Consider the following 24,263-nt stretch of genomic DNA (forward strand, 5'->3'; position numbering starts at 1 on the left):
ATACAGCGCCATACCATTCTGAAATTCCAGACTTTTTAAAAAAACAAGCAACGTACCCCTTAATTTTATCTTTACCATATAAAAAGGACATCCACGCCATTGTGGATGTCCCATTTGTATGTTTGTATGTGTTTTTACACCTGAGTGTACGTTCCAGTGGAGGATGATCCCATTTTTAGAAACACGCAACTTTGTACATATTCTTTCTGCTGATCACACCTATGTCTTCCAGAGTGTTCACCATCCTGTATACCGTTGCGATTCCTATACTGTCATCTCTCTTGACAGCCTTGTAATATATTTCCTTACAAGAAGAACAGTCTTCATCCAGAATAATATCTAACAGAATGCATCTCTGTTTTGTAATGCGAAAGCCCTGTTTTCTAAGCTTCTCGATCACTGCATCCTTCCGGTTTGGTTCTCCCTGATATCTTACATAACCAAACACATTGTCATTACGGATTTCCTGAACAATCATTTTATTCCTCCATTTTTATATCAATAAATATAACTACTACGTTCTTATGTTGGTTAGTATATTCTAACATTCGTTAGTTGTCAATAATTATTTATATATTTTGTGAACAAATAACTGTTTTTTTCGAATCCCGGTGACTACTGTTCAATATCTATGGCTTCTGCGGCTTCTGTCTGATCCACATTCTGATCTTCCTGTGGTTCTTTACAGTATGCAAATGTAATCACAGCCTTAAACAGATCTCCATCGATCACGATGTTAAAATCCGCATGTTGAAGCTGACACAAGCTTCTTGTAATGGATAAGCCGAGTCCGCTTCCCTCTGTATTTCTGGAACTGTCACCTCTTACAAAGCGTTCCATCAGTTCATCACTTGAAATATTCAGCGGCGCTTCTGATATGTTCTTGAACTCTATACATACCTTCGCAGGTTCTTTGATGCTCTTTGTAAGATCACGGATCACGTTTCCATCTTCATCGGTTATATAAGTATTTACATATAACCGAGTCCCCGGCATCGTATATTTGAATGCATTATTTAACAGATTATCAAATACTCTCCAGAGGTGTCTGCCATCTGCTTCGATCCCTGCACGATCCTTTGCGAGATTCGTTACCAGCGTGATATTCTTCTGCATCAATTTGTCAATATATTCACCGGATGCCTGTTCTGCGATCATATTCGCATCCATGTTTACAAGCTCTACCTTTACATTTCCGGTCGATGCCTTAGAAGCATCCACAAGATCCACGATCAGTTTTTTTAACCTTGCTGACTGCCTTGCTATTACTTCTATATAAGAAGCCTCAGGTTCTTTTTCGATATCCTCCTTCTGAAGCAGATCGACATAGTTAATAATAGAAGTAAGCGGTGTCTTGATATCATGCGATACATTCGTGATAAGCTCCGTCTTCATCCGTTCACTTTTCATCCGGTCATCTACCGCAAGCTGGACACCTTCATTGATATGATTCAGATTCTCGCCATGTTCTTTGAACTTTCCAAACATGAATCTTGTATTTACCTTGTGACCGTACTCGCCCTTTGCAAGCTTGTCTCCACCCATGAAAAGCTCCTGCATCATACAGACAAATCCCATATAGGCAATTGCACAGATGATCTTCAGCAGCATTAATACAATAAATCCTGCTTCATCTATATATACAGCATTAGTAACAAGCAATGCCACTATAATTTCAACGATCGTAATTACGATATACAACAGGATCGCTTTTATTATAAATGGAACCCTGCTGAATACATACCGGAAAAATGCGGTTATCTTTCCCGATTTTCCAAATAGTTTGCGACCCAGTCTGACAATCCATGATGTATTAAGCAGATTCGACTGTTTGACTCTTGCGATCAGATTATTGATCAGTAAAAGTCCGACCGTACAGATACAACCCAAACCGATCAGACATACAATAGTCTCAATATCATGTCCTGTAATACTGCTATCAATAAAATAATGAAGCCGGTCTGTATCGCTGTAACTATAATAAGCATATGATAAGGAATAACATATATTCTGTGCAAAAGCAATCAACAGACTTATCAAAACGACTATTCCAGCCAATATAATTTCAACCGGAACCTTTTCTGTTTTTCTTACAACACCGTCTTTACCGGATAATACCATACTTGTGATCATGAATATGATACACAAAACAAAATCAAGTCCAAAGAAGAGCAGGATTCTGTTCTTTCCCGAAGCAGCCTTGCTGATCGCCTGTAGGCTCTTATTCATACGTGAAGAAACGTCAGATGTGCCGTCGATATATAAATTACCGGAAGCATATATCGTAATATCGTCTCCTGCATAATTGCCAACGATTACGGTATATCCATCTTTTATGATCGGATAATACATATCATTCTCCGCATCATACTCATACTGCTTTGTCTTTCCGTTTGCTGTGATCGTTATCTGATCACCGTTATAGGAAATAGTTACTCCCTCCGGCGTGCTGTATGAACCGGAGCTCTCTATTTCCTCCTCCATTGTTGTGGAATCTTCTGATGTTGCAGACTCTTCCGATATTCCTGAATTCTTGGTTTCGGCTTCCGTCTCTGCTTCCGCATCTGTGGTATATTCCTCCAGATCACTCAGATCAATTCCATAATCATCAGACACCTCTGACCTGGAAAGAGCTGCTTCATCCGGCATACGCAGGTTAACATAATCATAATTGTTTCCTTCTTTTTCCACACCGATACTCTGTGCTTCCTTATAGGTATCATAGCTCAGGATCTTTCCGGTAGGAATACCGATCGTTGTACTGACAACTGCTTTCTCTCCTAAAACTCCATATACTAATGCTTTTTCCGGCAAATTATCTGTCTGTGCCAACATAACGGAATTAGATTCACCCGTTTTTGAAGAATCCCAATCATCACCAACACCCACATACAGATCTGTTTTCGCATATCCATATGTTTTCTCCAAATCCTCTTCATAGGTACGATCATATTTATTAAATGCATTTTCCTTTTCCGATAACAGCATCAGAAAATCACTTGCATCGACAACATTATCATGATTCATATCCTTTTTCTGCAAAGCATCGGGATCGTATTCATAGTCTCCCCATTCATCATCACTGTAACTGATATCCAGAGTATTTCTAACATACTCGGCACCACGATTCATACAGTTAGTCAACATCTCGCTCTGATAATCCGCTTCCAGCTCTGCCCGCAGCTCCGATTCCGATCTGCCCTGAAAGATTCCGGCTTCATACATATCAAGCAGTACATAACCCAATATAAATCCAACGCTGCAGGTGATAAAAAATAACGTATAGATCAGTAATTTAAAGGGATTGTTATTTTTTAACTTATTCATGTTTCACATTCTCCATTCCTGTCAGACTGTATAGAGGTTTACTGATATTCCATCTTATAACCTCTGCCCCAGATCACCTTGATATATCTTGGTTCTCCGGGATTGATCTCTATCTTTTCACGCAAATGACGGATATGGACAGCTACCGAACCTTCGGCTCCAAGCGGTGTTTCTTTCCAGACTTCCTTGTAAATATCTCTCGGTGAAAATACCTGTCCCGGATGTTCCATCAGAAGTCTTAAAATATCATATTCTGTCGGTGTCAGACTGACCAGTTCGCCATCGACCGTAACCTGTTTGGAATTATCATTCAACTCAATTCCCCCGATCACGATCGCATCTTTCTTGATCTGTCCGCTTCCAAGCTGCATATATCTTCGAAGCTGCGATTTCACTCTGGCGATCACCTCTACCGGATTAAACGGCTTGGTAATGTAATCATCTGCTCCAACCTCCAGTCCAAGGATCTTATCTGTATCTTCACTCTTTGCGGTCAGAAGGATAACCGGCAGATTCGTCTCCTCGCGGATCTTTAACATCGCTGTGATCCCATCCATCTCCGGCATCATGATATCCATTAACACCAAATGGATGTCATGCTCTTTGATCTGCTCTAACGCTTCTTTTCCGTTGTAAGCTTCATAAATATTGTAGCCGGATGTTTTCAGGTAAATCTTTAAAGCTGATACGATATCTTTCTCATCATCGCAAATTAATATATTATACATTTTTCTCTCCTCGTCTGAAAATATGATCGTTGTCTGTATCTTATGGGGTACGTGTGCGCACCACGCATTCCTTTTTAGGATACAGCAAACCGCTGATATTTTCCATATCTTTCTTTGACGGTATCATTGTAAGGCTTTCTACCATTAAGATACAATTTGGGATATTCTTAAGATTTATTAAGATGTGGGAACGATAGAAAGCAGCAAATATATATCTTATTACGAAAAATGTTTGATATGTCCATGAATTAAAATAAAAGAGATTATTGCATATTATTTCGTAAGACGCTTCCGCTCGTATCCTCGATGCAGCGGTACATAAGACAGCAAAATACGCTGTCTAAGTACCGAGGCGAGTAACTGAGACCTTAGCGAGGCTTGCCGAGGTTAGTTCGAAGTTACACAGAGTGGATAAGGCTTACTACATAATAGTAATATCTCTTTCATTTTTAATATACTATCTTTAAAACATTTTTCTTTATAAAATATATATTTGCTGCTTTCTATCTGTCTCCTGTCTATTAAATAGATTCTTCTTTTTCCAATCATAATTTAATTGCTAACTTTGTAAAATATTAAAAGTTATAGATGTCAATTCTTGTCTTTGTTTTTTTTAGGTGATACACTTATTAGGCTTATTTAAGATTTTTCAAATGCATAGAATGCATAAAACACATAATGCACTATTAAAGTTTTTTATAAAGGAGTTTGATACATATGACAAAGAAAGAGGTTCTGGAAATCCGGCATCAGTTTGCGCAGGCTACCTGTTCGATTGATAAGATCTGTGGCTGCTATGTGGATGGTGACAGACGTAAAATTGCGACAATGAAGGAAGCGTTTCTCTCTCTGCCGGAGGAGGAAGCTTTTAAATATTTTGAGATTTTTAAGAAGAACTTGTCCGGCTCGATCGGAAAGAATCTGATCACGATGCCGTTTCCCACAGATTCGGAATTCGACGGCGGTACGCAGGAATTTCTGTTAAAGCTGCGCAACAGCAAATTAGAGGATGATGAACTGATCGACCAGTTCTATGATAAGGTAATCGAGAATTATGACTATACCGGAAACTATCTGATCCTGCTGATCCATGATACATATGACGTACCCGGAAAGACCACAGACGGACTGACAATGGATGATGCCTCGGATGAGATCTACGAATACATCATGTGCTGTATCTGCCATGTTAATCTGTCAAAGGCAGGACTTAGTTATTTTGATTCGGAGAACACCTTCCACAACCGTATCCGTGACTGGATCGTGGATGTTCCTGATATCGGTTTCCTGTTCCCTGCATTTATCGACCGGACAGCCGATATCCATAATGTCCTCTACTATACGAAGAAGCCGGAGGAAATCCATGAAGAATTTATCCGCTATATTCTCGGAACGGGAATGCCTGTAACTGCCGGTAATCAGAAAGAGGCGTTCCAGACGATCATCACCGATACACTCGGAATGGACTGTGATTATGAAGTGATCCGGAATATCCATGAGAATCTGAATGAAATGATCGAGGAACAAAAAGATAGTCCGGAGCCACTGACCTTATCCAGAAATTCATTAAAGAATCTTCTGGAAACCTCGGGAGTATCCGAAGAAAAAATGCAGACCTTTGATGCGAACTTTGATCGTGCCGCTGCTGCTTCTGTGAACCAGCATCCGGTTGCCGAAGGCTCCGATGAGACTCTGCCTGCACCGGCTCCGGGAAAAGTACAGCTCTATGCAAATAATATCGCCAGTACAAAATCATTTGAGGTAAAGACTCCGGAGGTTGTGATCAAGGTCAATCCTGACCGCGCCGATCTCGTAGAGACCCGTGAGATTGACGGACGAAAATGTATCGTAATCGAGATCACAGATGAAGTATCCGTAAACGGAATTCCTGTAAAATATTAAAAAATGCCCCACTGATCATACAAATGCCTGTAAGCAGATATCTTCCTATGATCAGTGGGGTATATTTTTTTACACCTGTATCTCCACATGACTGCCGCCTTGATGATCCTTAGTAACCAGGATCTGGCGGTCGATACGATGCTTCAGCTCTTCCACATGAGATATGATACCAACCAGATGATCGGACTCGGACAACTCGGCCAGTACATTTAATGCCTGCTCCAGAATATCAGAATCCAGAGAGCCAAAGCCTTCATCGATAAATAATGTATCAATTCTTACACCTGCCGCATTTGCAGATACAATATCGGCAAGTCCAAGTGCCATAGACAGAGATGCTACAAATGCTTCCCCGCCGGACAGTGTTTTGACATCTCTTTCTTTTCCTGTCCGATGATCCAGCACAAACAGATCAAGCCCTCTGTTTCCTGCAGTCTTCTGTCCGCGTTTCAGCTCAAACTGGTTGCATACGATCTGGCGCAGTCTGTGATTCGCACTGTCTATAATGCGGTCAAAATAGACCTCCTGTATATAGGTTTCCAGCTTATAATTACCAAGTGCAGCCTGTGAAAGATCCTGAAGCTTACTGTATCTCTTATAGATATTCAGATATGCCCCATAATCCTTCTTTAATTTGCTGTATGCTGCCTTATTCTTAACTAATCGTTCCGCGATCGCATCATGCCTGATGGCAACACTGTTTTTCTTCCGGATCGTGCGTTCTATCTGCCCGGATATCTGTTCAAGCAGAACCGTTGATGCCGTACAGAAATGTGTATAACATTCTCCGTAGCTGCCTGCCTGCTTTTCCAGTTCCTGTTCATCTGCAAAATCATTTTCTTGATTGCTGTCAAGAAGCTTCTGTATCACACTTTCGTCATTTACAGATGTGTTCATTTCTCCGCTGTCCGTTTCAAGTGCAGAAAGAACATCTTTCTCCAACTGCCATTCCTGTCTGTATTGCATATTCTGATCTTCTGCATCACGTTTCAGATTTGTTTCCAGTGCAGAGAGTTCCTTTGCAAGTTTATTATAAGTATCTCTTGCCTCTGTCTTCTTCCGGTTCACCTCGGCAATCTCATTTCTCACCTGTTGCAGTTGCTTCAGGATATCCGACTCATCCCCCCGGATCTCCTGTCGCATCTGTGCCGCGGCTGCCTGCTTTGCCGTGTAACTCCGGTCTGCCTCCTGATATTCCTCTGTTACCCGCACTTCCGTTTCTTCCAGTTCTTTTATCTGCAAACGAAGCTCGCCAAGCTGCCTTTTATGTTCTTGATAACTTCTGTGCTCTTTCTCAAGTGTCCGCAGTCTGGCTTCTGTTTTCTCTGTCCTTTTCTCCCAGATCACATGCAGTTTTCTGACCTCATCTATCAGAACATCAGCCTGTACCGTCTGATCCGGTATAGTAAAGGCTGCCATCTCCATAACCGCTGCTGTTGTCTGATTCCGTTTTTCTTCCAGACGACCATTCAGGCTTCCAAGCTCATTTTCTTTTCGTCTGAATGAAGCATCCGCCTGATCAAATGCAGCCCGGAGCTTCTTTACCATTTCTTCTGTTACAACAGCTCCGTCACAATGTGCCTTTTCCGGATGTGTCTTACTTCCACAGACCGGACACGGTGTTCCCTCCTGTAGGTTCGCTGCCAGTTCTCCACAGATCTGATCATTCCGATTTCTGATAGCTTCCTCGTAATTCGCATTTGCCTGATTCCGCTTCTCAAATGCACTCCGATTATCAACCACCATCTGCTGTTTCTTAATTTCCAGATGATCAATCTCCAGACATTCTTTTTCAAGCTCCTGTAACCGCTGCATACGTTCTGCAATCTGTTTCTTTTCTGTCTGAACCATCTCAAGCTTCACCTGTGAAGTGTCACCCGGATTCACGATCTGTTCCAGCTCCTCGGTCTGCTTCTGAAGTTTCTTCTTTGTTTCAAGAATATCCTGTCTTTTCTTTCCTGCCTGATGGCATACCTGCTCCACAAACAGCAGTTCTTTCTCCATCTCATTTAACCGCACAAAAGAATCTGCCTGTTTCTGAAGCTCCGCCTGTCTCAGCATAAGCGGTTCTGTAGACTGTGCTTCCATACTATGATTCTGTGCTTCTGCACTGACAAATTCCTGCTTCACCTGTCTGTATGCATCGAGATGTGCCACATAGCCATCATAGGTCTGACCGATGATTCTCTTATTTTTCTCGATTGCTGTATACCAGTTGTCATATTGGTTATTGGTCTGTGTATAACTCTCGATCTGATGATGCAGATCTTCCGCCTGCTTTTCTTCGATCTGATTCAGACTGTGCAGCTCTTCCAGAATATCATCAAATGCCAGATGACGGTTTTCCAGATGCTCCGGCAGGTCCTGAAGTCCTGTTTTATAAAGCTCCGTTTCATCCGGCAGCTCTACTCCCTCTATCGTACGATCTACCTTTGCAACAAGCTCTGTATAGACCCCCTCTGCCTCTTTACAGTCCTGTGCGATCCTGTTCTGGATATATTCATAAATCTTCGTATCAAATATCGTCTTAAAGATATCGCTTCGGGTCTTCGTATCCGCAACTAACAGCTTCTTAAAATCTCCCTGTGCGATCATCGCAACCTGTCGGAACTGATCGGCCGTAAGTCCCAACACCTCTCTTACCCTGCCGATCACCCCTGCTGTCCGCTTACCATCAATATCTGCCGCTTTCAGCTCTGTCTCCTGTCCATCCTCCATCCAGCGCACTTCTGCCTGCTTCATGGATTTGTATCCCGGCCTCTCATACGCTGGACTTCGCCAGACCTTATATTCATGACCACCGCTTTCAAATAACAGCTCTACATAGGTAAGCTGCTTTGGCTCTGCAAAATCACTTCGGAGCATTTCACCGTTTCGTCCGGTGTTATTCTTCCCGCTTCCTGCGCTGGTCTCTCCGTAAAGGGCATACATGATTCCGTCAAATATCGTTGTCTTTCCCGATCCGGTATCTCCCGATATCAGAAAAAGTCCCTGTTTCCCAAATTTTCGAAAGTCAATCTCCGTTTTTTCTATATACGTTCCAAACGCTTCCATTGTAAGTACCAGTGGCCGCATCATCTTCACCCCTGTCTCTGTTCATAATAATCCCGGATCAACTGTCTGATATAAACTGCATTTTCATCGGACAGCTCCCGTTTCATCTTTCTGTTATAGAAATCCGCAAATGCCTCATCAGGTGCAAGATTCTTTACGTCCTCAAGTGTCCGTTCCTGTTCCGGTCTGCTGCCATCTGCCATCTGGAATTCTACTGACATCAGGTTCTTATACACGGTCCGAAGTCTCGCCTGAACATCAATGATCGTTTCCTTATCCGTTAGCACAATTCTCGCATAATCTTCATTTGCTTCCCGGCTCATGGCTTCATCAAGTGTACCCGTAAAATTGTACCATGCATGAAGCTGGTGCAGGGGCAGTTCACGGATCGAAATCTTTCCTTTTTCTCCAAGTTCTACCACTGTGACAGATTTCTGATCGTCGGCTTCCGACATAGAATAGATAACCGGTGTGCCACAATACCGAATCTCCGACTTTCCGATCTGCTGTGGAGAATGAAGATGTCCAAGTGCCACATAGTCAAATATATCAAATACCGTACGGTCAATATTATCCAGTCCACCGATCGATATTGTCTCCGAATCCGACCGCCGGTTCACTCCACTATTTGTTACGTTCTGATGGGCGATCAGTACATTCCTTTTCCCCGGATCAACTTGCATGGCTGAAACCGCCTGCTGCATGGCTTCTGTATATGTTAAAGCTGCTGACTCTTTCTCCGGTTCTTCTGGTAAATCCGATAATGTATTTTTTACGTTTGCCGGCTTTACAAATGGCATCAGATAAAAATTCACATCTCCCCATTTATCCTGCATCGTCACCTTCATGGCTTCTCCCCCATAGGTTCCTTTCATATATATATTCTGCTTTTTCATGATACTGCTGGCAAAATCCAGACGTTCTGCCGAATCATGATTGCCACTGATAATGAGGATGATCGTTCCGCTGTCTGCAAGTTCAGTCAGGAATTCATCAAATTCTGTTACTGCTTTTGCGGATGGAACTGCTTTGTCATAGATATCTCCTGCGATCATCACGGCATCCGGCTGTTCTTCTCTTACATATGCAAGGATCTGGTCAAACACATAGCGTTGGTCTTCCCACATCTCATATCCATTTACGATCTTGCCAATGTGCAGATCCGACAAATGAAACAGCTTCATCGTTGTTATCTCCTTTCCCATACATGTTTTCCATGTTCCCCGGACGAAAGTTTTTATCCTTAGTAACTTATTACGCAAATCGCTCTCGCTCTGTTTTCATGCAGCGGTTCTAAGCTCCCACTTCGTAGATCGCTAAGTACCGGCATTCAAACAGGTTTGTTCCATAAGTTCTAAGGATAGAAACTTTCTGTCTCTGAAATGAATGTTGGTTTTTAAATAAGTTAAGTTTAGCATTATGAAGCAAGAGGGTCAACATTCTTCGAACTTTCGAAATCGCTTCACACATGCGCACTCCGGACTATCATCCTTCATGCTTATGTGTCACCCCCCTCTACCTGTAAAAATAATACGATTTCTCCGTTCTTCGAACTTTCGAAATCGCTTCACACATGCGCATTCCGGACTATCGTCCTTCATGCTTATGTGTCACCCTCCCTCTACCTATAAAAATAATACGATTTCTCCGTTCTTCGAACTTTCGAAATCGCTTCACACATGCGCATTCCGGACTATCGTCCTTCATGCTTATGTGTGTTTATCCGTCAAATAAATAAGCAGCGTTGTCTGTACACAGACACGCTGCTTATTTGCTTGACGGATTTATTTTTACATCTTGAACATTTTCTTTTTCTTGAGGATTAAGGCTATGATAATACAGATCAGAACAATGATGCCACATACAATGTAGAAGCCGTATGGGGTTCCTGCGAGAGGCATCCACTTACCTGATACGTTCATTCCATAGATACCGGATATGATCGTCGGGATCGCCATTACGATGGTGATAGCCGCTAAGAACTTCATGATATTGTTCAAGCGGTTATTAATGATCGTCGTCATCAGTTCTCTTGTACCGCTTATGATATCTCGATAGATTCCGGTCATCTCGATAGCCTGTTTGTTCTCGACCATAACATCATCCAGAAGCTCCTGATCCTCCGGGTACTGCTTGATACTGCTGTATCTTGCAAGCTTATCTAATACAACTCCGTTTGCACGAAGTGATGTTGCAAAGTATACAAGGTTAGATTCCAGTTCGTGAAGATCGATCAAATCCGTATCCTCTGTCTCATCCTGGATCCGCTGCTCGATCAGATTTCTTCTGCGATCCATAACTCGCAGATAATACTGATAGGTCATGCAGTTTCTATATAAAATCTGGTACATGAAGCGCATCCGTTTCTTTGTACTGAATTCCTTTACCTTTGCCTCAATAAATGCATCCAGAACAGGCGTATCCTCCGCGCATACCGTGATCAGAATGTCCTTTACGAGGATAATACCCAAAGGAATAGTTGTATATGCTTCGCGTTCATTTCTCATCTCGATCGACGGAATATCGACAAGGATCAGTGTATAACCATCTTCGACCTCCACACGGGAGCTCTCCTCATCATCCAATGCAGCTCTGACATCTGCCAGATCAATCTCAAAATCTTCTGCAATCAGTTTGGTCTCATCTACTGTAGGTTTCGTCATACAAACCCACATATTGTCTTCATATTCTGTTATCTCTGACAAAACCTTATGATCTGTTCTATAGAACTTTATCATGCCAAACTACCCACTTTCATATATGGTTTCTTCCATATGAGGATTTCTAACCGAATTTATATTAACACAAAAGCCCACCATGTTCAATCTCAAACCTTATTTTTTACATTCTGTCTGCCGCAGCAAATAGAAAACTGCTCCAAAAGAAACGGTTGTTTTTCCTTTCTGAGATGTATATAATGATGGCATTGAGATTTTATGAAATGAGGTTTTTCTATGGATGCCTATACAAGCTTCGCGCAGGTATACGATGAGCTGATGGATAACATTCCTTATGACGAATGGATATCTTATATCACCAGCCTGCTCCATGAATACAATATCACCGAAGGTCTGGTTGCCGAGCTTGGCTGCGGAACGGGAACAATCACGGAAGGACTTGCCACCGCTGGCTATGATATGATCGGAATTGATGTATCTCCTGATATGTTAGAGATTGCAAATGAAAAAAAGATTGCGAATGGTTTCTCATCCATTATGTATCTCCAGCAGGATATGTGTTCCTTTGAATTATATGGAACAGTAAATGCCATTGTCTGTGTCTGTGACAGTATCAACTATCTGTCAAATACAGACCAGATCACTACCGTTTTTTCTCTTGCAAATAATTATCTGGAAGCAGATGGCATCTTTATCTGTGACTTTAAGACCAAACACTATTTCCGGGATGTCGTTGCAGATTCAGTGATTGCTGAGGACCGGGATGATGTCAGCTTCATCTGGGATAATTATTATGATGAGGAACAGAATGTCAACGAGCTTGCACTCAGCCTGTTTCTGAAAGAGGATGACGACCTGTACCGAAAAACACAGGAATTCCATTACCAGATCGGACTGACCTGTGAGGACATGATTCGTTGTGTAGAACAGGCAGGTATGGAGCTTCTTGCCATGTATGATGCATTTACGCACACGCCAGCAACCGATGACAGTGAACGTGTCTATGTGATAGCCAGAGAAAAACATCACGAAGGCAAATTATATATCTGATCTCCTGCCGTAGTGATTTTAGTCATCAATTCATTATTAAGCACTACTTTTATAGATACAAGTATTATTTTGTTATTAATCAGCACTTTATAAATGCAGGTATTATTTTTAAAAAGGCACCTTAAAAGTGCAATATTTTACATTATATATAGAAAGAACGAGGAATAACATATGAGTGATTATATTATCAGAGGTATGGCGGCAGATGGACAGGTTCGTTTCTTTGCCGGCACCACAAAGGAAATCGTAGAAACAGCAAGAAGTATTCACAATACCAGTCCGGTTGCCACTGCCGCCCTCGGTCGTCTGCTGACTGCAGGTGCATTGATGGGGGCTGCATGTAAGAACGACTCCGATCTGCTGACGCTCCAGATCCAGTGCAGCGGTCCGATCGGCGGACTGACAGTGACTGCTGATGCGCACTGCAATGTCAAAGGCTATGTCAACAATCCGGAGGTTATCCTGCATGCAAATGATAAGGGAAAACTGGATGTCGCTAAAGCTCTTGATATGGGCGTGCTCTCCGTGATCAAGGATATCGGTTTAAAAGAGCCTTATATCGGTCAGACCCAGCTTGTTTCAGGTGAGATTGCAGAAGACCTGACGTATTATTTTGCAACCTCAGAACAGATTCCAACTTCTGTAGCTTTAGGTGTTCTGATGGAGAAGAACAACACAGTAAAACAAGCCGGTGGCTTTATCATTCAGCTTATGCCATTTGCATCCGAGGAACTGATCTCTGATCTGGAAAAACGTCTGGGTGAATTCACATCCATTACCGCTCTCCTCGACCAGGGTATGGAACCGCTTGATATCGTGAAGCAGATCTTTGAAGGCTATAATGTAGAAGTTACCGATACCATTCCTACGAAGTGGCACTGCAACTGCAGCAAGGAACGTTTCTCGCAGGCTGTTATCAGTCTTGGCAAAAAGGAGATCGCAAATCTGCTCGCAGACAATAAGCCGATCGAGGTAAACTGCCAGTTCTGCAACTCGTCTTACACCTTCTCACCGGAAGAACTGGAAAATATGTTACTTGGCAAATAAAACAGAAAACGCTGATCTGTTCCTATGTGAATACTACCAAAAAGTTTATTGGCAATGTGAACAGATCAGCGTTTTCTATATTCTTTGAATTGTCTCTATTATTTATCACTTCTTATTATGGTAACGAGTGATGTCAGCAGCAAGAACATCGGATAAAAAAGCTTCGGCATGATCTGAAAAGCAGAAATGGAATCACCCAGTTCTCCTACCGCGGCAATTGCAACTAACATCTGCGCACCATATGGGATTATTCCTTGAAAGATACAGGAAAAGGTATCAAGCAAAGAGGCAGTCTTCTTCGGAGAGATTCCATATTCCTGTGCCATTTCTCCAGCAATCGGATTTGCCATAACAATCGCTACCGTATTGTTTGCAGTTGCAATATCCATTGTTCCGACTAACAACCCCATTCCGAGCTGTCCGCCTTTCTTTCCGCGAAAGATCCTGTGTATCCAACTGAGAAGTGCATCGAAACCGCCATATTCCCGGATCAGTGCACATAACGCCGCTACTAATATTGCTACCATACAGGTTTCAAACATTCCGGAAACACCGGAGCCCATATTTGTCAGAAGATCAACAGGTGCAGTATGTCCCCATATCAGCATAATAAATGCTCCGGATACAATTCCCGTAAGTAATACGATAAATACATTCAGCCCTATAATTCCACCGATCAACACCAGAACATACGGTATGATCTGCACCAGATTATAAGTCTGGCTGACCTGACCCTGTATGTCGGTCTGAAATGAAAGTACAAGAATTAATATCAGCGTTATAACCGCTGCCGGAAACGCGATCCAGAAATTCTCCCGGAATTTGTCTTTCATCTCACATCCCTGTCCATTACATGCCGCAATCGTCGTATCTGAGATAAAAGAAAGATTATCCCCAAACATTGCTCCACCCATAACCGATGCAACACAAAATGCCATATCAAAGCCAGACGCTCTCGACACTGCTACAGCAATCGGTGTTAACAATGTGATCGTTCCAACCGAAGTGCCCATAGCAACTGATACAAAGCAGGCAACAACAAACAAAACCGCTACTGAAAATCTTGCCGGGATCAGTGTCAGCATAAAATATGCTACGCTCTCTGCGCTGCTTCTTCCGACTACTCCGACAAATGAACCCGCTGCCAGGAAGATCAACAGCATCGTTATAATATTCTTATCCCCAACTCCCTGTGCCATAATCTCAAGCTTCTTATCAAATACCAATTCCCGGTTCTGGATACATGCGACCAGGATAGCTGCAAGAAATGCCACGATGATAGGCACATTATAAAAGCCCATCGGAATTTTCATCACATATTCAAATATAATCCCAAGTCCCAGATACAATAACAGAAATACACCGATCGGCAACAGTGCGATCGCTCTGCCCTTTTTCTCATTCATTTTAATACCTCTCCAAATCACTTATTTAGCAGGAACCGTTCCCGCCTGTCATACTTTCTAATAATAACATATTTTTGTACAGTTCGGCGCATTTTACCGAATATTTTGGTGTAATTTTCGGCTATCATTTCCATTGAAATGCTTTTTTTCGTATGCTAGAATGGTAAACGTTGTATTGTAAGTAATTTTAATATCATAAAGAAAGAGTGAAAAAAATGAAGATTACCAGAGATGATATCAGAAATGTTGCGATTATTGCCCATGTTGACCATGGCAAAACAACATTAGTGGATGAACTTTTGAAACAGAGTGGTGTATTCCGTGATAATCAGGAAGTTACCGAGCGTGTCATGGACTCAAATGATATTGAACGTGAACGTGGTATCACGATTCTTTCCAAGAACACTGCCGTCCGTTATGGTAAGACAAAGATCAACATTATCGACACTCCGGGACATGCTGATTTCGGCGGTGAAGTAGAACGTGTCCTGAAGATGGTAAATGGTGTTATTCTTGTTGTTGATGCTTTCGAAGGTGCCATGCCACAGACCAAATTCGTTCTGAAGAAAGCGCTGGAGCTGAACCTCAGTGTTATTGTATGTGTAAATAAATGTGACCGTCCTGAAGCTCGTCCTAAAGAGGTTGTAGATGAAGTTCTTGAGCTTCTGATCGAATTGGATGCAAATGACGATCAGCTTGACTGCCCATTTGTATTTGCATCAGCAAAGACAGGTGTTGCTTCTCTTGATCCAGATGAACCGGGTACAGATATGAAGCCACTGTTTGATACCATCGTTGATTATATTCCTGCTCCTACCGGTGATCCGGATGCAGGTACACAGGTTCTGATCAGCACGATCGACTACAATGAATATGTAGGCCGTATCGGTGTTGGCAAGGTTGACAACGGTAAGGTCGTTGTAAATGAGCCTGTTGTTATTGTAAATGAACATGACCCTGACAGAATGTTAAAGGTTAAGATCGGTAAGCTCTATGTTTACGAGGGTCTGAATAAAGTAGAAGTAAATGAAGCAGACATCGGATCGATCGTAGCCATCTCCGGTATTGCAGATGTTAATATCGGTGATACGATCTGTTCTCCTGAAAATCCGGAACCAATCCCATTCCAGAAAATTTCAGAGCCAACTATTTCCATGACATTCATGGTAAATGATTCTCCTTTCGCCGGTAAGGAAGGAAAGTTTGTAACCTCCAGACATTTACGCGACAGATTGTTCCGTGAATTAAATACAGATGTCAGTCTCCGTGTAGAAGAAACAGAGACAACAGAAGCTTTCAAGGTATCCGGTCGTGGCGAACTTCACTTATCCGTCCTGATCGAGAACATGAGACGTGAAGGATATGAATTTGCAGTCAGTAAAGCCGAAGTTATCTATAAGACAGACGAACGCGGTAAGAAGCTTGAACCATTTGAGATTGCATATATCGATGTTCCGGATGAATTTACCGGAACAGTTATTAATATGTTAAATTCCAGAAAGGGTGAGCTTCAGGGTATGGCTCCTACCGGAAACGGTACAACCAGACTGGAGTTCCTTGTACCTTCCCGTGGACTGATCGGTTTCCGTGGTGACTTCATGACCGCTACAAAGGGAAATGGTGTTATCAATACGATCTTTGATGAATATCTCCCATATAAGGGTGATATGAACTATCGTTCACAGGGTTCTCTGATCGCATACGAGACCGGTACTTCTATCACTTATGGTCTGTTCAATGCACAGGAAAGAGGTACACTGTTCATCGGACCAGGTGAACCTGTATATGCCGGAATGGTTATCGGTGAAAATGGACGTACCGATGATATCGAAGTAAATGTCTGCAAGAAGAAACAGTTGACCAACACCCGTTCTTCCGGTGCTGATGATGCATTAAAGCTGACACCTCCTAAGGTACTCAGTCTGGAGCAGGCACTTGACTTCATCGATACAGATGAGCTTCTTGAGATCACTCCTAAGAGCTTCCGTATCCGTAAGAAGATCCTTGATCCTACACTTCGTTTCCGTGCCAAGAGAGATGCCGGAAATAAATAAGCATTTATGTTATAATAATAAATATTACAGTAAGACCGCAGGCAGCCTGATCGCTACCTGCGGTCTTTTATTTGTAGGATAACAAGAAAAGCCCTGTATTTTCATACAGAGCTTTTCTTATCAGATTTATTAATCCTCCCATGGGCGGATTCTGTATTTTGCACCGATCGAATCACAGATTCTCCGGCATTCTTCCTCTTCCTCTTTTGTAATCGTGGTATCTACAGTCGTCATAACTACATTTGGTACATACTTTGTAGAACTTCTTGCAAAGTCAAGCATCGCATCAAAGGATTTATCTCCAAACTTACTTCTGACCAGTTCATGATACCGATCTGCATTCGGCGTATTCAAGCTGATCGATACCGTGTCGATCAGGCCTTCCATCTCCGGTGTGATATCTCTGCCATTTACAAGATTTCCCAGCCCATTCGTATTCAAACGTATCGGCATATGATAAGTCTCCTTTACAAATGCCGCAACCTTCTTCAACACCTCAAAGGCTTCCGTCGGTTCTCCAAATCCACAGAACACAACCTCATTAAACCGGCTCATATCGAATTTTGCAAATTCAGCAATCACTTCTTCTGCTGATGGTTCCCGCTCTAACCACAGACTCTTTGATTCACCAACATGATCCATGTTCTGTCTGAGACAGAATGTACATGCACATGGGCATTTATTTGTCAGATTTACATACAGATTATTATGAACTTTATATAATATCTCCATACTATTCGCCTCCTGTTATCTGGCAAGCTTGTACAGACATTCCTCAAAACACACTCCATCGGTCAATGGAAGCTCCATCTCAACGGAACGTTTGATACATTCTTTAATAAATACACTTGCCTTCTTAACTGATTCTGTAAAATCTACATTATTTACGGCATCCGCCGCAAGAATCGCCGAAAAGACATCTCCGGTACCGGAGCGCGACTCTCCAATCTTCTTCGTCTTCACAACGGTTACTTTTCCATTTTCATAGCAGAAGTTAGCAAGGAAGCTTCCCCGCCTGATTCCTGTTATCACAACTTTTGCCTGTCTGCTCTCTGACTGTGCTGCCAGCTTCTCCGCCATAGCTTTCAGTTCATCCATATGCCAGTCATCCTTATATGGTGTATCCGTCAGAACACATGCCTCTGTGGTATTTGGAGTAAGGATATCAGCAAACCGCACCAGCTTTTTCATCTGCTGGCACAGTTCGTCTGTATAGGTCGGATATGGTTTGCCATAGTCACCCATTACCGGATCCACGATCACCTTTGTCTCCGGTCTTTTAAAATCCGTAAGGAACCGTTCCACTATACTGATCTGTTCACTGGAACCCAGGAATCCGGTACAGACACCGGAAAACTGCAGATCCAGCTTCTTCCATTCATCGATATACCTCTGCATATGATCTGTAAAATCTTCATAATAGAAGCTGTCAAACCCCGTATGATTGGAAAAAATCGACGTTGGAACCGGACAGCACTGAACCTTCATTACAGAAATGATCGGCATTGCTACTGCTATAGAGCAGCGTCCAAATCCTGAGTAATCATTTATAACTGCTATCTTTTTCTGGTTATTATGCGAGCCCTGCATATCTTATGCACCTTTCTAACATAAAATCTTGGGTGTATATCAAAATAATCTTCTATCCGGTAATCTATACATAAATACCTGATTTTCTCTGTTACTGTCTTACCTTGATATGAACCTCACGGAGCTGCTGCTCTGTAACCTCACCAGGAGCGCCACACATCAGATCCTGTGCATTTCCGTTCATAGGGAACGGAATGATCTCACGAATATTTTCTTCATTACGAAGGAGCATGATCATACGATCAACACCGGGAGCCATACCGGCATGTGGTGGTGCACCGAACTGGAATGCATTGTAAAGTGCTCCAAACTTTGTCTTCAGATCTTCTTCTGTGTATCCTGCGATCTCAAATGCTTTTACCATGATCTGCATGTCGTGATTTCTGACAGCACCGGATGAAAGCTCGATACCATTACATACGATATCATACTGGTATGCGAGAACATCTAACGGATTCTTCTCATTTAAAGCTTCCAGACCACCCTGTGGCATGGAGAACGGATTATGTGTAAAGATGATCTTCTTTGTTTCTTTATCGTACTCGTACATAGGGAAATCGTTAATATAGCAGAATCTGTATGCATTCTTCTCGATCATATCAAGTCTTGCACCGATCTCATTACGAAGCTGTCCTGCAAAGGAAGCTGCCAGTTCTTCTACATCGGCAATGAAGAAGATAGTATCTCCTGCTTTCAGATTTGCAAGCTCTGCGATCTCGCTCTTCATATCATCCGGAATGAACTTATCGATCGGTCCCTTGTATGTCATATCGTCCAGGACTTCCAGATATCCAAGACCTCCCATACCGATAGACTGAGCATACTTTAAGAGCTTCTCATGCTGTCCCTTTGACAGTTTCTTCGGTACATTGATCGCACGTACAGTCTTGCCATGGAATGGCTTAAATGTACATCTCTGGAAGAAATCTGTCAGATCGATGATACGAAGCGGATTACGAAGATCCGGCTTATCCGTACCGAATTCTAACATTGCCTGCTTATAGCTGATGATCGGATAAGGAGCCTGTGTTACAACAGAGCCTTCCGGTGCGAATTTCTCAAATGTTGCTGAGAGAACTTCCTCTCCTACTTTAAATACATCTTCCTGTGTTGCAAAGCTCATCTCAAAATCGAGCTGATAGAACTCACCCGGTGAACGGTCTGCTCTTGCATCCTCGTCACGGAAGCATGGTGCGATCTGGAAATATTTGTCAAATCCTGCAACCATCAGAAGCTGCTTGTACTGCTGTGGAGCCTGTGGCAGAGCATAGAACTTGCCTTTAAATTTTCTGGATGGAACAATATAGTCTCTTGCACCTTCCGGTGATGACGCACACAGGATCGGTGTCTGGATCTCCAAGAATCCCATCTCTGTCATCTTCTGACGAAGGAAGCTGATCACCTGTGAACGGAAGATCATATTATCCTTTACTTTTTTATTTCTAAGATCCAGATATCTGTATTTGAGTCGGACATCCTCTCTTGTCTCCTTGGATGTCATAATCTCAAACGGAACCTGCTTGTATACTCTTCCAAGTACTTCTACGGAATGTGCCTCCAGTTCGATCGTTCCTGTCGGGATCTTTGGATTGTATGTCTCCTCATCTCTGTGCTCGATCACACCTGATATGGATACACAATCCTCTTTTGTAAGTCCATCTAATAATGAAGTGTCTCTCATAACTACCTGAAGAACACCATACATATCTCTCAGGTCGATGAAGGATACACCACCATGGTCACGGATGTTCTCGATCCATCCTGCCACCTTCAGCTCTGCGCCAACGTCGCCTTCGCTGATCTCATTTAAGGTTCTGTTACGATAAATGTTTGAAATGGTCATTGTCTGCATTATCTCCTTTGACTGATTTTTATATTTCACAGGTTGCATAAAAAAAGAACTATGCCTGCCCTGCATCCAGGACGAACATAATTCATATCCGCGGTACCACCTGATTTACTGTCTCTTATCTGACAGTCCCTTTCCTTGTTTCACGCACAATTGCGGCGCACCTACTGCTGTGAGGTCCATTTCTCAGAACAACCATCTCACATTTTCCGGTCATCTCTGCAAATGTCTTCACGGGTTCAGCTTGCAGCTGTTAGAGTGTTATTCACGCTTATTCATTCTGCCGGATTCTCACCACCGCCGGCTCTCTGTGAGCGATAAAAAGCACTACTTCTCTCCGTCTTCGCCTTTTCAATGTGTCAATTATATAGCAGGGAAAATGGCTTGTCAACGGATTTTTCTTAAAAATACACCCCCATTCATAAAAAAATACTTGCCACATAAAAACAATTATGCTAGTATTGCTTTAAACCGTTGAAGGAGAGTAAGTACATGATGTGACAAACATCCCAGAGAGCTGCCGCCGGTGGAAGGCAGTATGTTTTCCATGATGGAATGGACTCCCGAGGGCAAGCTGAACGATGTGGTACGATTCTTGTATATGCATTCTGTATGTAAGCCGGAGATGATACTCCGTTAAGAACGAGATATCTGTAATGTATGTATTTGCAGACAATGAGCGGGCGTATCTGATACGTCAAGCCGGGTGGCACCGCAGGAAACAGTTTCTAATGAACAATCTCCTGTCCCAGCATTTTTATACTGGGGCAGTTTTTTTATGTCTTAATATCTATCACAAATCCATGCAAAATTCTTTGCCCACAAGGAGGATGATTTTGCAAAATGCATGACATTATAAAATTCCCCGGAACATATTTATATATCCCATCAAAAATAACCGGGATAACTGAAACTATTTATACAAATGAATCAAGCATTGGAGGGTTATGATTATGAAAAAAGATGCAAACATTCCTTACAAAATCTATTTAAGTGAAAACGAGATTCCAAAAGAGTGGTATAACGTACGTGCCGATATGAAGAACAAGCCGGCACCTCTGTTAAATCCGGGAACACTTCAGCCAATGACAGCCGATGATCTTCGTCCTGTATTCTGTGACGAACTGATCGCGCAGGAGCTGGATGACACCACTCCATACATCCCGATTCCACAGGAAATTCAGGACTTCTATAAAATGTACCGTCCTGCTCCACTGGTTCGTGCATACTGTCTGGAAGAAAAACTGCAGACACCAGCTAAGATCTACTACAAATTTGAAGGAAACAACACAAGCGGCAGCCACAAATTAAACTCCGCTATCGCTCAGGCTTATTATGCTAAGCAGCAGGGTTTAAAGGGTGTTACAACCGAGACCGGTGCCGGTCAGTGGGGAACCGCCCTCTCTATGGCATGCTCCTACTTTGGTCTGGACTGTCAGGTATATATGGTTAAGGTTTCCTATGAACAGAAGCCATTCCGTCGTGAAGTTATGCGTACCTACGGTGCAACCGTAACTCCATCTCCTAGTACCACAACAGAGGTTGGCCGTAAGATCCTTGCTGAGCATCCTGGAACAACCGGAAGCCTTGGCTGTGCCATCTCAGAAGCTGTTGAAGCAGAGTCCAAGCAGGAAGGCTATCGTTATGTACTCGGAAGTGTACTGAATCAGGTATTACTTCACCAGACTGTTATCGGTCTTGAAACAAAAGCAGCACTTGACAAATATAACATCACACCGGATATCATCATCGGATGTGCCGGCGGCGGTTCAAACCTCGGTGGTCTGATCTCCCCATTTGCAGGCGAGGTTCTCCGTGGCGAGAAGAACTACCAGATCATCGCTGTAGAACCGGCATCCTGCCCAAGTCTGACAAGGGGTGTCTATGCCTATGATTTCTGTGATACCGGCAAGGTATGTCCACTGGCAAAGATGTACACCCTCGGAAGCGGATTCATCCCTTCACCAAACCATGCAGGTGGACTTCGTTATCACGGTATGAGCCCGGTTGTATCCCAGCTCTATCATGATGGCATCATTGAAGCCAGAAGCGTTGAACAGACAGCAGTATTTGAAGCAGCAACCCAATTTGCAAGAGTGGAAGGTATTCTTCCTGCTCCTGAAAGTAGCCACGCGATCCGTGTTGCTATCGACGAGGCACTGAAATGTAAAGAAACCGGGGAAGAAAAGACGATCGTCTTTGGTCTGACCGGAACCGGATACTTTGATATGGTGGCTTACGGCAAATATAACGATGGTGAGATGAGCGATTATATTCCTACCGACGACGATCTGAAGGCAGGTTTTGACGGAATCCCTCATTTTCCCGGAAATGAGTTCTAAACTTCCCCTATAAAAAAGGAAGCTGACAATACATATTATTACGCAAGACGCTTTCGCTCTATTTCTCATGTAGCGGTACTAAAGTTCTCCACTTCGTGGCTCACTAAGTATCGACATTCGAAAAGGCTTGCTCCATAATAGTATTGTCAGCTTCCTTTTTCTAGTATTCAACTTATAGGCTATGTTTGCAACAGCTTCCGGACTTCGGTGTTGTAGGTATCCGGATCGTTGGCTTTGCGGATCTTTTTTAATATCTTCTGCTGGTCGGGAGCTTCAAAAAGACATTCCATAAACGACCACAACTCTTTCATCTTAAACATGACATTTCTCGCCCCAAGCCCTGCTTCCATATAACCGGCAAACAGTTCATCGTGGAATGCCAGAAGGATTCCTGCGTTATAGCAGCACCTCTGTTCTGCAATCTCCTGTGGAAGAAACGGATTTCCTATGATTCCACGTCCGATCATGATCTTATCAACCTGTGGATATCGTTTCTGAATATTTTTATAGCCGGCTGCATCGGTAATATCACCATTATAGCAAAGGACACTTTCTGTCTGCTCTCCGTATCGTTCTACTGCCAGATCGAACATAGCAAGATCTACGCTGCCACCATAATAATCTTCTCTGGTTCTTGGATGAATGATCACTTCGGTAAATGGATATTTCATTAATACATCCAGTATATCCGGGAATTCATCTGCAAATTCCATTCCCAGTCTGGTCTTTACCGATATTTTGCAGATATCGGCTGCAAATATCTCCTCAAGGAAATGGTCCAGCTTTGTGGGATCTGCCAACATCCCTGAACCTTTTCCTTTTGAAACAACCGTACCGGAAGGACAACCCATGTTTATATTGATCTCATCATATCCCATATCAGTTAAAGCTTTTGCCGCTTTTATAAAGCCTTCTGAATGATTCGTCAGAATCTGTGGGATCACCATTATGCCCGTATTATGTTCAGGGCGAACATCCGCCAGCTCACGATGTCTGAATGGTTTCCCCTTTGCAGGAGCTATAAAAGGCGTAAAATACCGATCGATTCCTCCAAAATATTTCTGGTATGCATTTCTGTATATATATCCGGTTATCCCCTCTAAAGGTGCCAGATAGAGCATCTTAATTCTCCTTCCAATTATTAAAACATATGTCATCATGATAATCGCAGACACAGACTTCTTATACTTTTATGTCATCACAGCAGTCGCCAAACTCAGTACTCAAATATAGCCA

At 42.7% G+C, this 24,263-nt stretch carries 16 protein-coding genes; 5 read left to right on the forward strand and 11 right to left on the reverse strand.

What is annotated here, in order from left to right:
- Window positions 1-175: 175 nt before the first annotated feature.
- The 3 genes from DXB77_RS11355 to DXB77_RS11365 all read right to left on the reverse strand — a co-directional run bounded on the left by DXB77_RS11355 (window position 176) and on the right by DXB77_RS11365 (window position 4,055).
- Window positions 176-478 carry a transcriptional repressor gene (locus tag DXB77_RS11355; protein ID WP_008402965.1) on the reverse strand — a complete coding sequence of 101 codons (303 nt, stop codon included), beginning with the start codon at window positions 476-478 and terminating at the stop codon, window positions 176-178.
- A 137-nt stretch (window positions 479-615) separates the two neighbouring features.
- Window positions 616-3,327: a HAMP domain-containing sensor histidine kinase gene (locus DXB77_RS11360; protein ID WP_118663248.1), complete on the reverse strand. Its 2,712-nt coding sequence runs from the start codon at window positions 3,325-3,327 to the stop codon at window positions 616-618.
- A 38-nt stretch (window positions 3,328-3,365) separates the two neighbouring features.
- Window positions 3,366-4,055, reverse strand: a complete 690-nt coding sequence (locus DXB77_RS11365; protein ID WP_117785483.1) for a response regulator transcription factor — start codon at window positions 4,053-4,055, stop codon at window positions 3,366-3,368.
- Between the two features lie 717 nt (window positions 4,056-4,772).
- On the opposite strand from DXB77_RS11365, the gene DXB77_RS11370 reads away from it, so the two are divergent.
- Window positions 4,773-5,957, forward strand: coding sequence for a DUF4317 domain-containing protein (locus DXB77_RS11370; protein ID WP_117785484.1), 1,185 nt, complete (start codon window positions 4,773-4,775; stop codon window positions 5,955-5,957).
- Between the two features lie 69 nt (window positions 5,958-6,026).
- Here the strand turns inward: DXB77_RS11370 and DXB77_RS11375 are convergent, their stop codons facing one another.
- From DXB77_RS11375 to DXB77_RS11385, 3 genes are all read right to left on the reverse strand, one after another.
- A complete protein-coding gene (locus DXB77_RS11375) occupies window positions 6,027-9,035 on the reverse strand; it encodes an SMC family ATPase (protein ID WP_118663250.1) in 3,009 nt (1,002 codons plus the stop codon).
- 2 nt (window positions 9,036-9,037) lie between these two features.
- Window positions 9,038-10,216: an exonuclease SbcCD subunit D gene (locus DXB77_RS11380; RefSeq protein WP_243100179.1), complete on the reverse strand. Its 1,179-nt coding sequence runs from the start codon at window positions 10,214-10,216 to the stop codon at window positions 9,038-9,040.
- A gap of 585 nt (window positions 10,217-10,801) precedes the next feature.
- Window positions 10,802-11,749: a magnesium transporter CorA family protein gene (locus DXB77_RS11385; protein WP_118663252.1), complete on the reverse strand. Its 948-nt coding sequence runs from the start codon at window positions 11,747-11,749 to the stop codon at window positions 10,802-10,804.
- Between the two features lie 216 nt (window positions 11,750-11,965).
- Between DXB77_RS11385 and DXB77_RS11390 the strand changes: the two genes are divergently transcribed.
- Together DXB77_RS11390 and hslO are read left to right on the forward strand one after the other, a co-directional pair.
- Window positions 11,966-12,739 carry a class I SAM-dependent methyltransferase gene (locus tag DXB77_RS11390; RefSeq protein WP_118663254.1) on the forward strand — a complete coding sequence of 258 codons (774 nt, stop codon included), beginning with the start codon at window positions 11,966-11,968 and terminating at the stop codon, window positions 12,737-12,739.
- A gap of 171 nt (window positions 12,740-12,910) precedes the next feature.
- Complete coding sequence (gene hslO / locus DXB77_RS11395) at window positions 12,911-13,786, forward strand: Hsp33 family molecular chaperone HslO (protein ID WP_008401816.1); 876 nt, start codon at window positions 12,911-12,913, stop codon at window positions 13,784-13,786.
- A gap of 98 nt (window positions 13,787-13,884) precedes the next feature.
- Here the strand turns inward: hslO and DXB77_RS11400 are convergent, their stop codons facing one another.
- Complete coding sequence (locus DXB77_RS11400) at window positions 13,885-15,192, reverse strand: Na+/H+ antiporter NhaC family protein (RefSeq protein WP_118663256.1); 1,308 nt, start codon at window positions 15,190-15,192, stop codon at window positions 13,885-13,887.
- Between the two features lie 215 nt (window positions 15,193-15,407).
- Here DXB77_RS11400 and typA point away from each other — a divergent pair, with 215 nt between their 5' ends.
- Window positions 15,408-17,246, forward strand: a complete 1,839-nt coding sequence (gene typA / locus DXB77_RS11405; protein ID WP_117821949.1) for a translational GTPase TypA — start codon at window positions 15,408-15,410, stop codon at window positions 17,244-17,246.
- Window positions 17,247-17,375: 129 nt separating this feature from the next.
- Here typA and DXB77_RS11410 read toward each other — a convergent pair whose 3' ends face one another.
- The 3 genes from DXB77_RS11410 to aspS all read right to left on the reverse strand — a co-directional run bounded on the left by DXB77_RS11410 (window position 17,376) and on the right by aspS (window position 20,679).
- A complete protein-coding gene (locus DXB77_RS11410) occupies window positions 17,376-17,978 on the reverse strand; it encodes a TIGR04100 family radical SAM protein (protein WP_117785488.1) in 603 nt (200 codons plus the stop codon).
- Between the two features lie 15 nt (window positions 17,979-17,993).
- A complete protein-coding gene (locus DXB77_RS11415; RefSeq protein ID WP_118663258.1) occupies window positions 17,994-18,836 on the reverse strand; it encodes a pyridoxamine kinase in 843 nt (280 codons plus the stop codon).
- A gap of 91 nt (window positions 18,837-18,927) precedes the next feature.
- Entirely contained in the window at window positions 18,928-20,679 is a 1,752-nt protein-coding gene (gene aspS / locus DXB77_RS11420) for an aspartate--tRNA ligase (protein ID WP_021943673.1), read from the reverse strand.
- A 959-nt stretch (window positions 20,680-21,638) separates the two neighbouring features.
- Here aspS and DXB77_RS11425 point away from each other — a divergent pair.
- On the forward strand, window positions 21,639-23,027 hold the full coding sequence (locus DXB77_RS11425; RefSeq protein WP_117785490.1) for a TrpB-like pyridoxal phosphate-dependent enzyme: 1,389 nt from the start codon (window positions 21,639-21,641) through the stop codon (window positions 23,025-23,027).
- 179 nt (window positions 23,028-23,206) lie between these two features.
- Here DXB77_RS11425 and DXB77_RS11430 read toward each other — a convergent pair whose 3' ends face one another.
- Window positions 23,207-24,148: a tRNA-dihydrouridine synthase family protein gene (locus tag DXB77_RS11430; RefSeq protein WP_243100180.1), complete on the reverse strand. Its 942-nt coding sequence runs from the start codon at window positions 24,146-24,148 to the stop codon at window positions 23,207-23,209.
- Window positions 24,149-24,263 lie beyond the last annotated feature (115 nt).

This window comes from Clostridium sp. OM05-9, assembly GCF_003481465.1.
In the GTDB taxonomy this organism is placed as follows: domain Bacteria; phylum Bacillota; class Clostridia; order Lachnospirales; family Lachnospiraceae; genus Coprococcus; species Coprococcus ammoniilyticus.

Excerpts from the sequence above, each read along its gene's own strand:
- DXB77_RS11390 (WP_118663254.1), top strand. The coding sequence starts at position 11,966 with ATGGATGCCTATACAAGCTTCGCGCAGGTATACGATGAGCTGATGGAT.
- DXB77_RS11375 (WP_118663250.1), bottom strand. The coding sequence starts at position 9,035 with ATGATGCGGCCACTGGTACTTACAATGGAAGCGTTTGGAACGTATATA.
- DXB77_RS11355 (WP_008402965.1), bottom strand. The coding sequence starts at position 478 with ATGATTGTTCAGGAAATCCGTAATGACAATGTGTTTGGTTATGTAAGA.
- DXB77_RS11360 (WP_118663248.1), bottom strand. The coding sequence starts at position 3,327 with ATGAATAAGTTAAAAAATAACAATCCCTTTAAATTACTGATCTATACG.
- hslO (WP_008401816.1), top strand. The coding sequence starts at position 12,911 with ATGAGTGATTATATTATCAGAGGTATGGCGGCAGATGGACAGGTTCGT.
- DXB77_RS11370 (WP_117785484.1), top strand. The coding sequence starts at position 4,773 with ATGACAAAGAAAGAGGTTCTGGAAATCCGGCATCAGTTTGCGCAGGCT.
- DXB77_RS11425 (WP_117785490.1), top strand. The coding sequence starts at position 21,639 with ATGAAAAAAGATGCAAACATTCCTTACAAAATCTATTTAAGTGAAAAC.
- DXB77_RS11430 (WP_243100180.1), bottom strand. The coding sequence starts at position 24,148 with ATGCTCTATCTGGCACCTTTAGAGGGGATAACCGGATATATATACAGA.
- DXB77_RS11385 (WP_118663252.1), bottom strand. The coding sequence starts at position 11,749 with ATGATAAAGTTCTATAGAACAGATCATAAGGTTTTGTCAGAGATAACA.
- aspS (WP_021943673.1), bottom strand. The coding sequence starts at position 20,679 with ATGACCATTTCAAACATTTATCGTAACAGAACCTTAAATGAGATCAGC.
- DXB77_RS11365 (WP_117785483.1), bottom strand. The coding sequence starts at position 4,055 with ATGTATAATATATTAATTTGCGATGATGAGAAAGATATCGTATCAGCT.
- DXB77_RS11380 (WP_243100179.1), bottom strand. The coding sequence starts at position 10,216 with ATGGGAAAGGAGATAACAACGATGAAGCTGTTTCATTTGTCGGATCTG.
- DXB77_RS11400 (WP_118663256.1), bottom strand. The coding sequence starts at position 15,192 with ATGAATGAGAAAAAGGGCAGAGCGATCGCACTGTTGCCGATCGGTGTA.
- DXB77_RS11410 (WP_117785488.1), bottom strand. The coding sequence starts at position 17,978 with ATGGAGATATTATATAAAGTTCATAATAATCTGTATGTAAATCTGACA.
- DXB77_RS11415 (WP_118663258.1), bottom strand. The coding sequence starts at position 18,836 with ATGCAGGGCTCGCATAATAACCAGAAAAAGATAGCAGTTATAAATGAT.
- typA (WP_117821949.1), top strand. The coding sequence starts at position 15,408 with ATGAAGATTACCAGAGATGATATCAGAAATGTTGCGATTATTGCCCAT.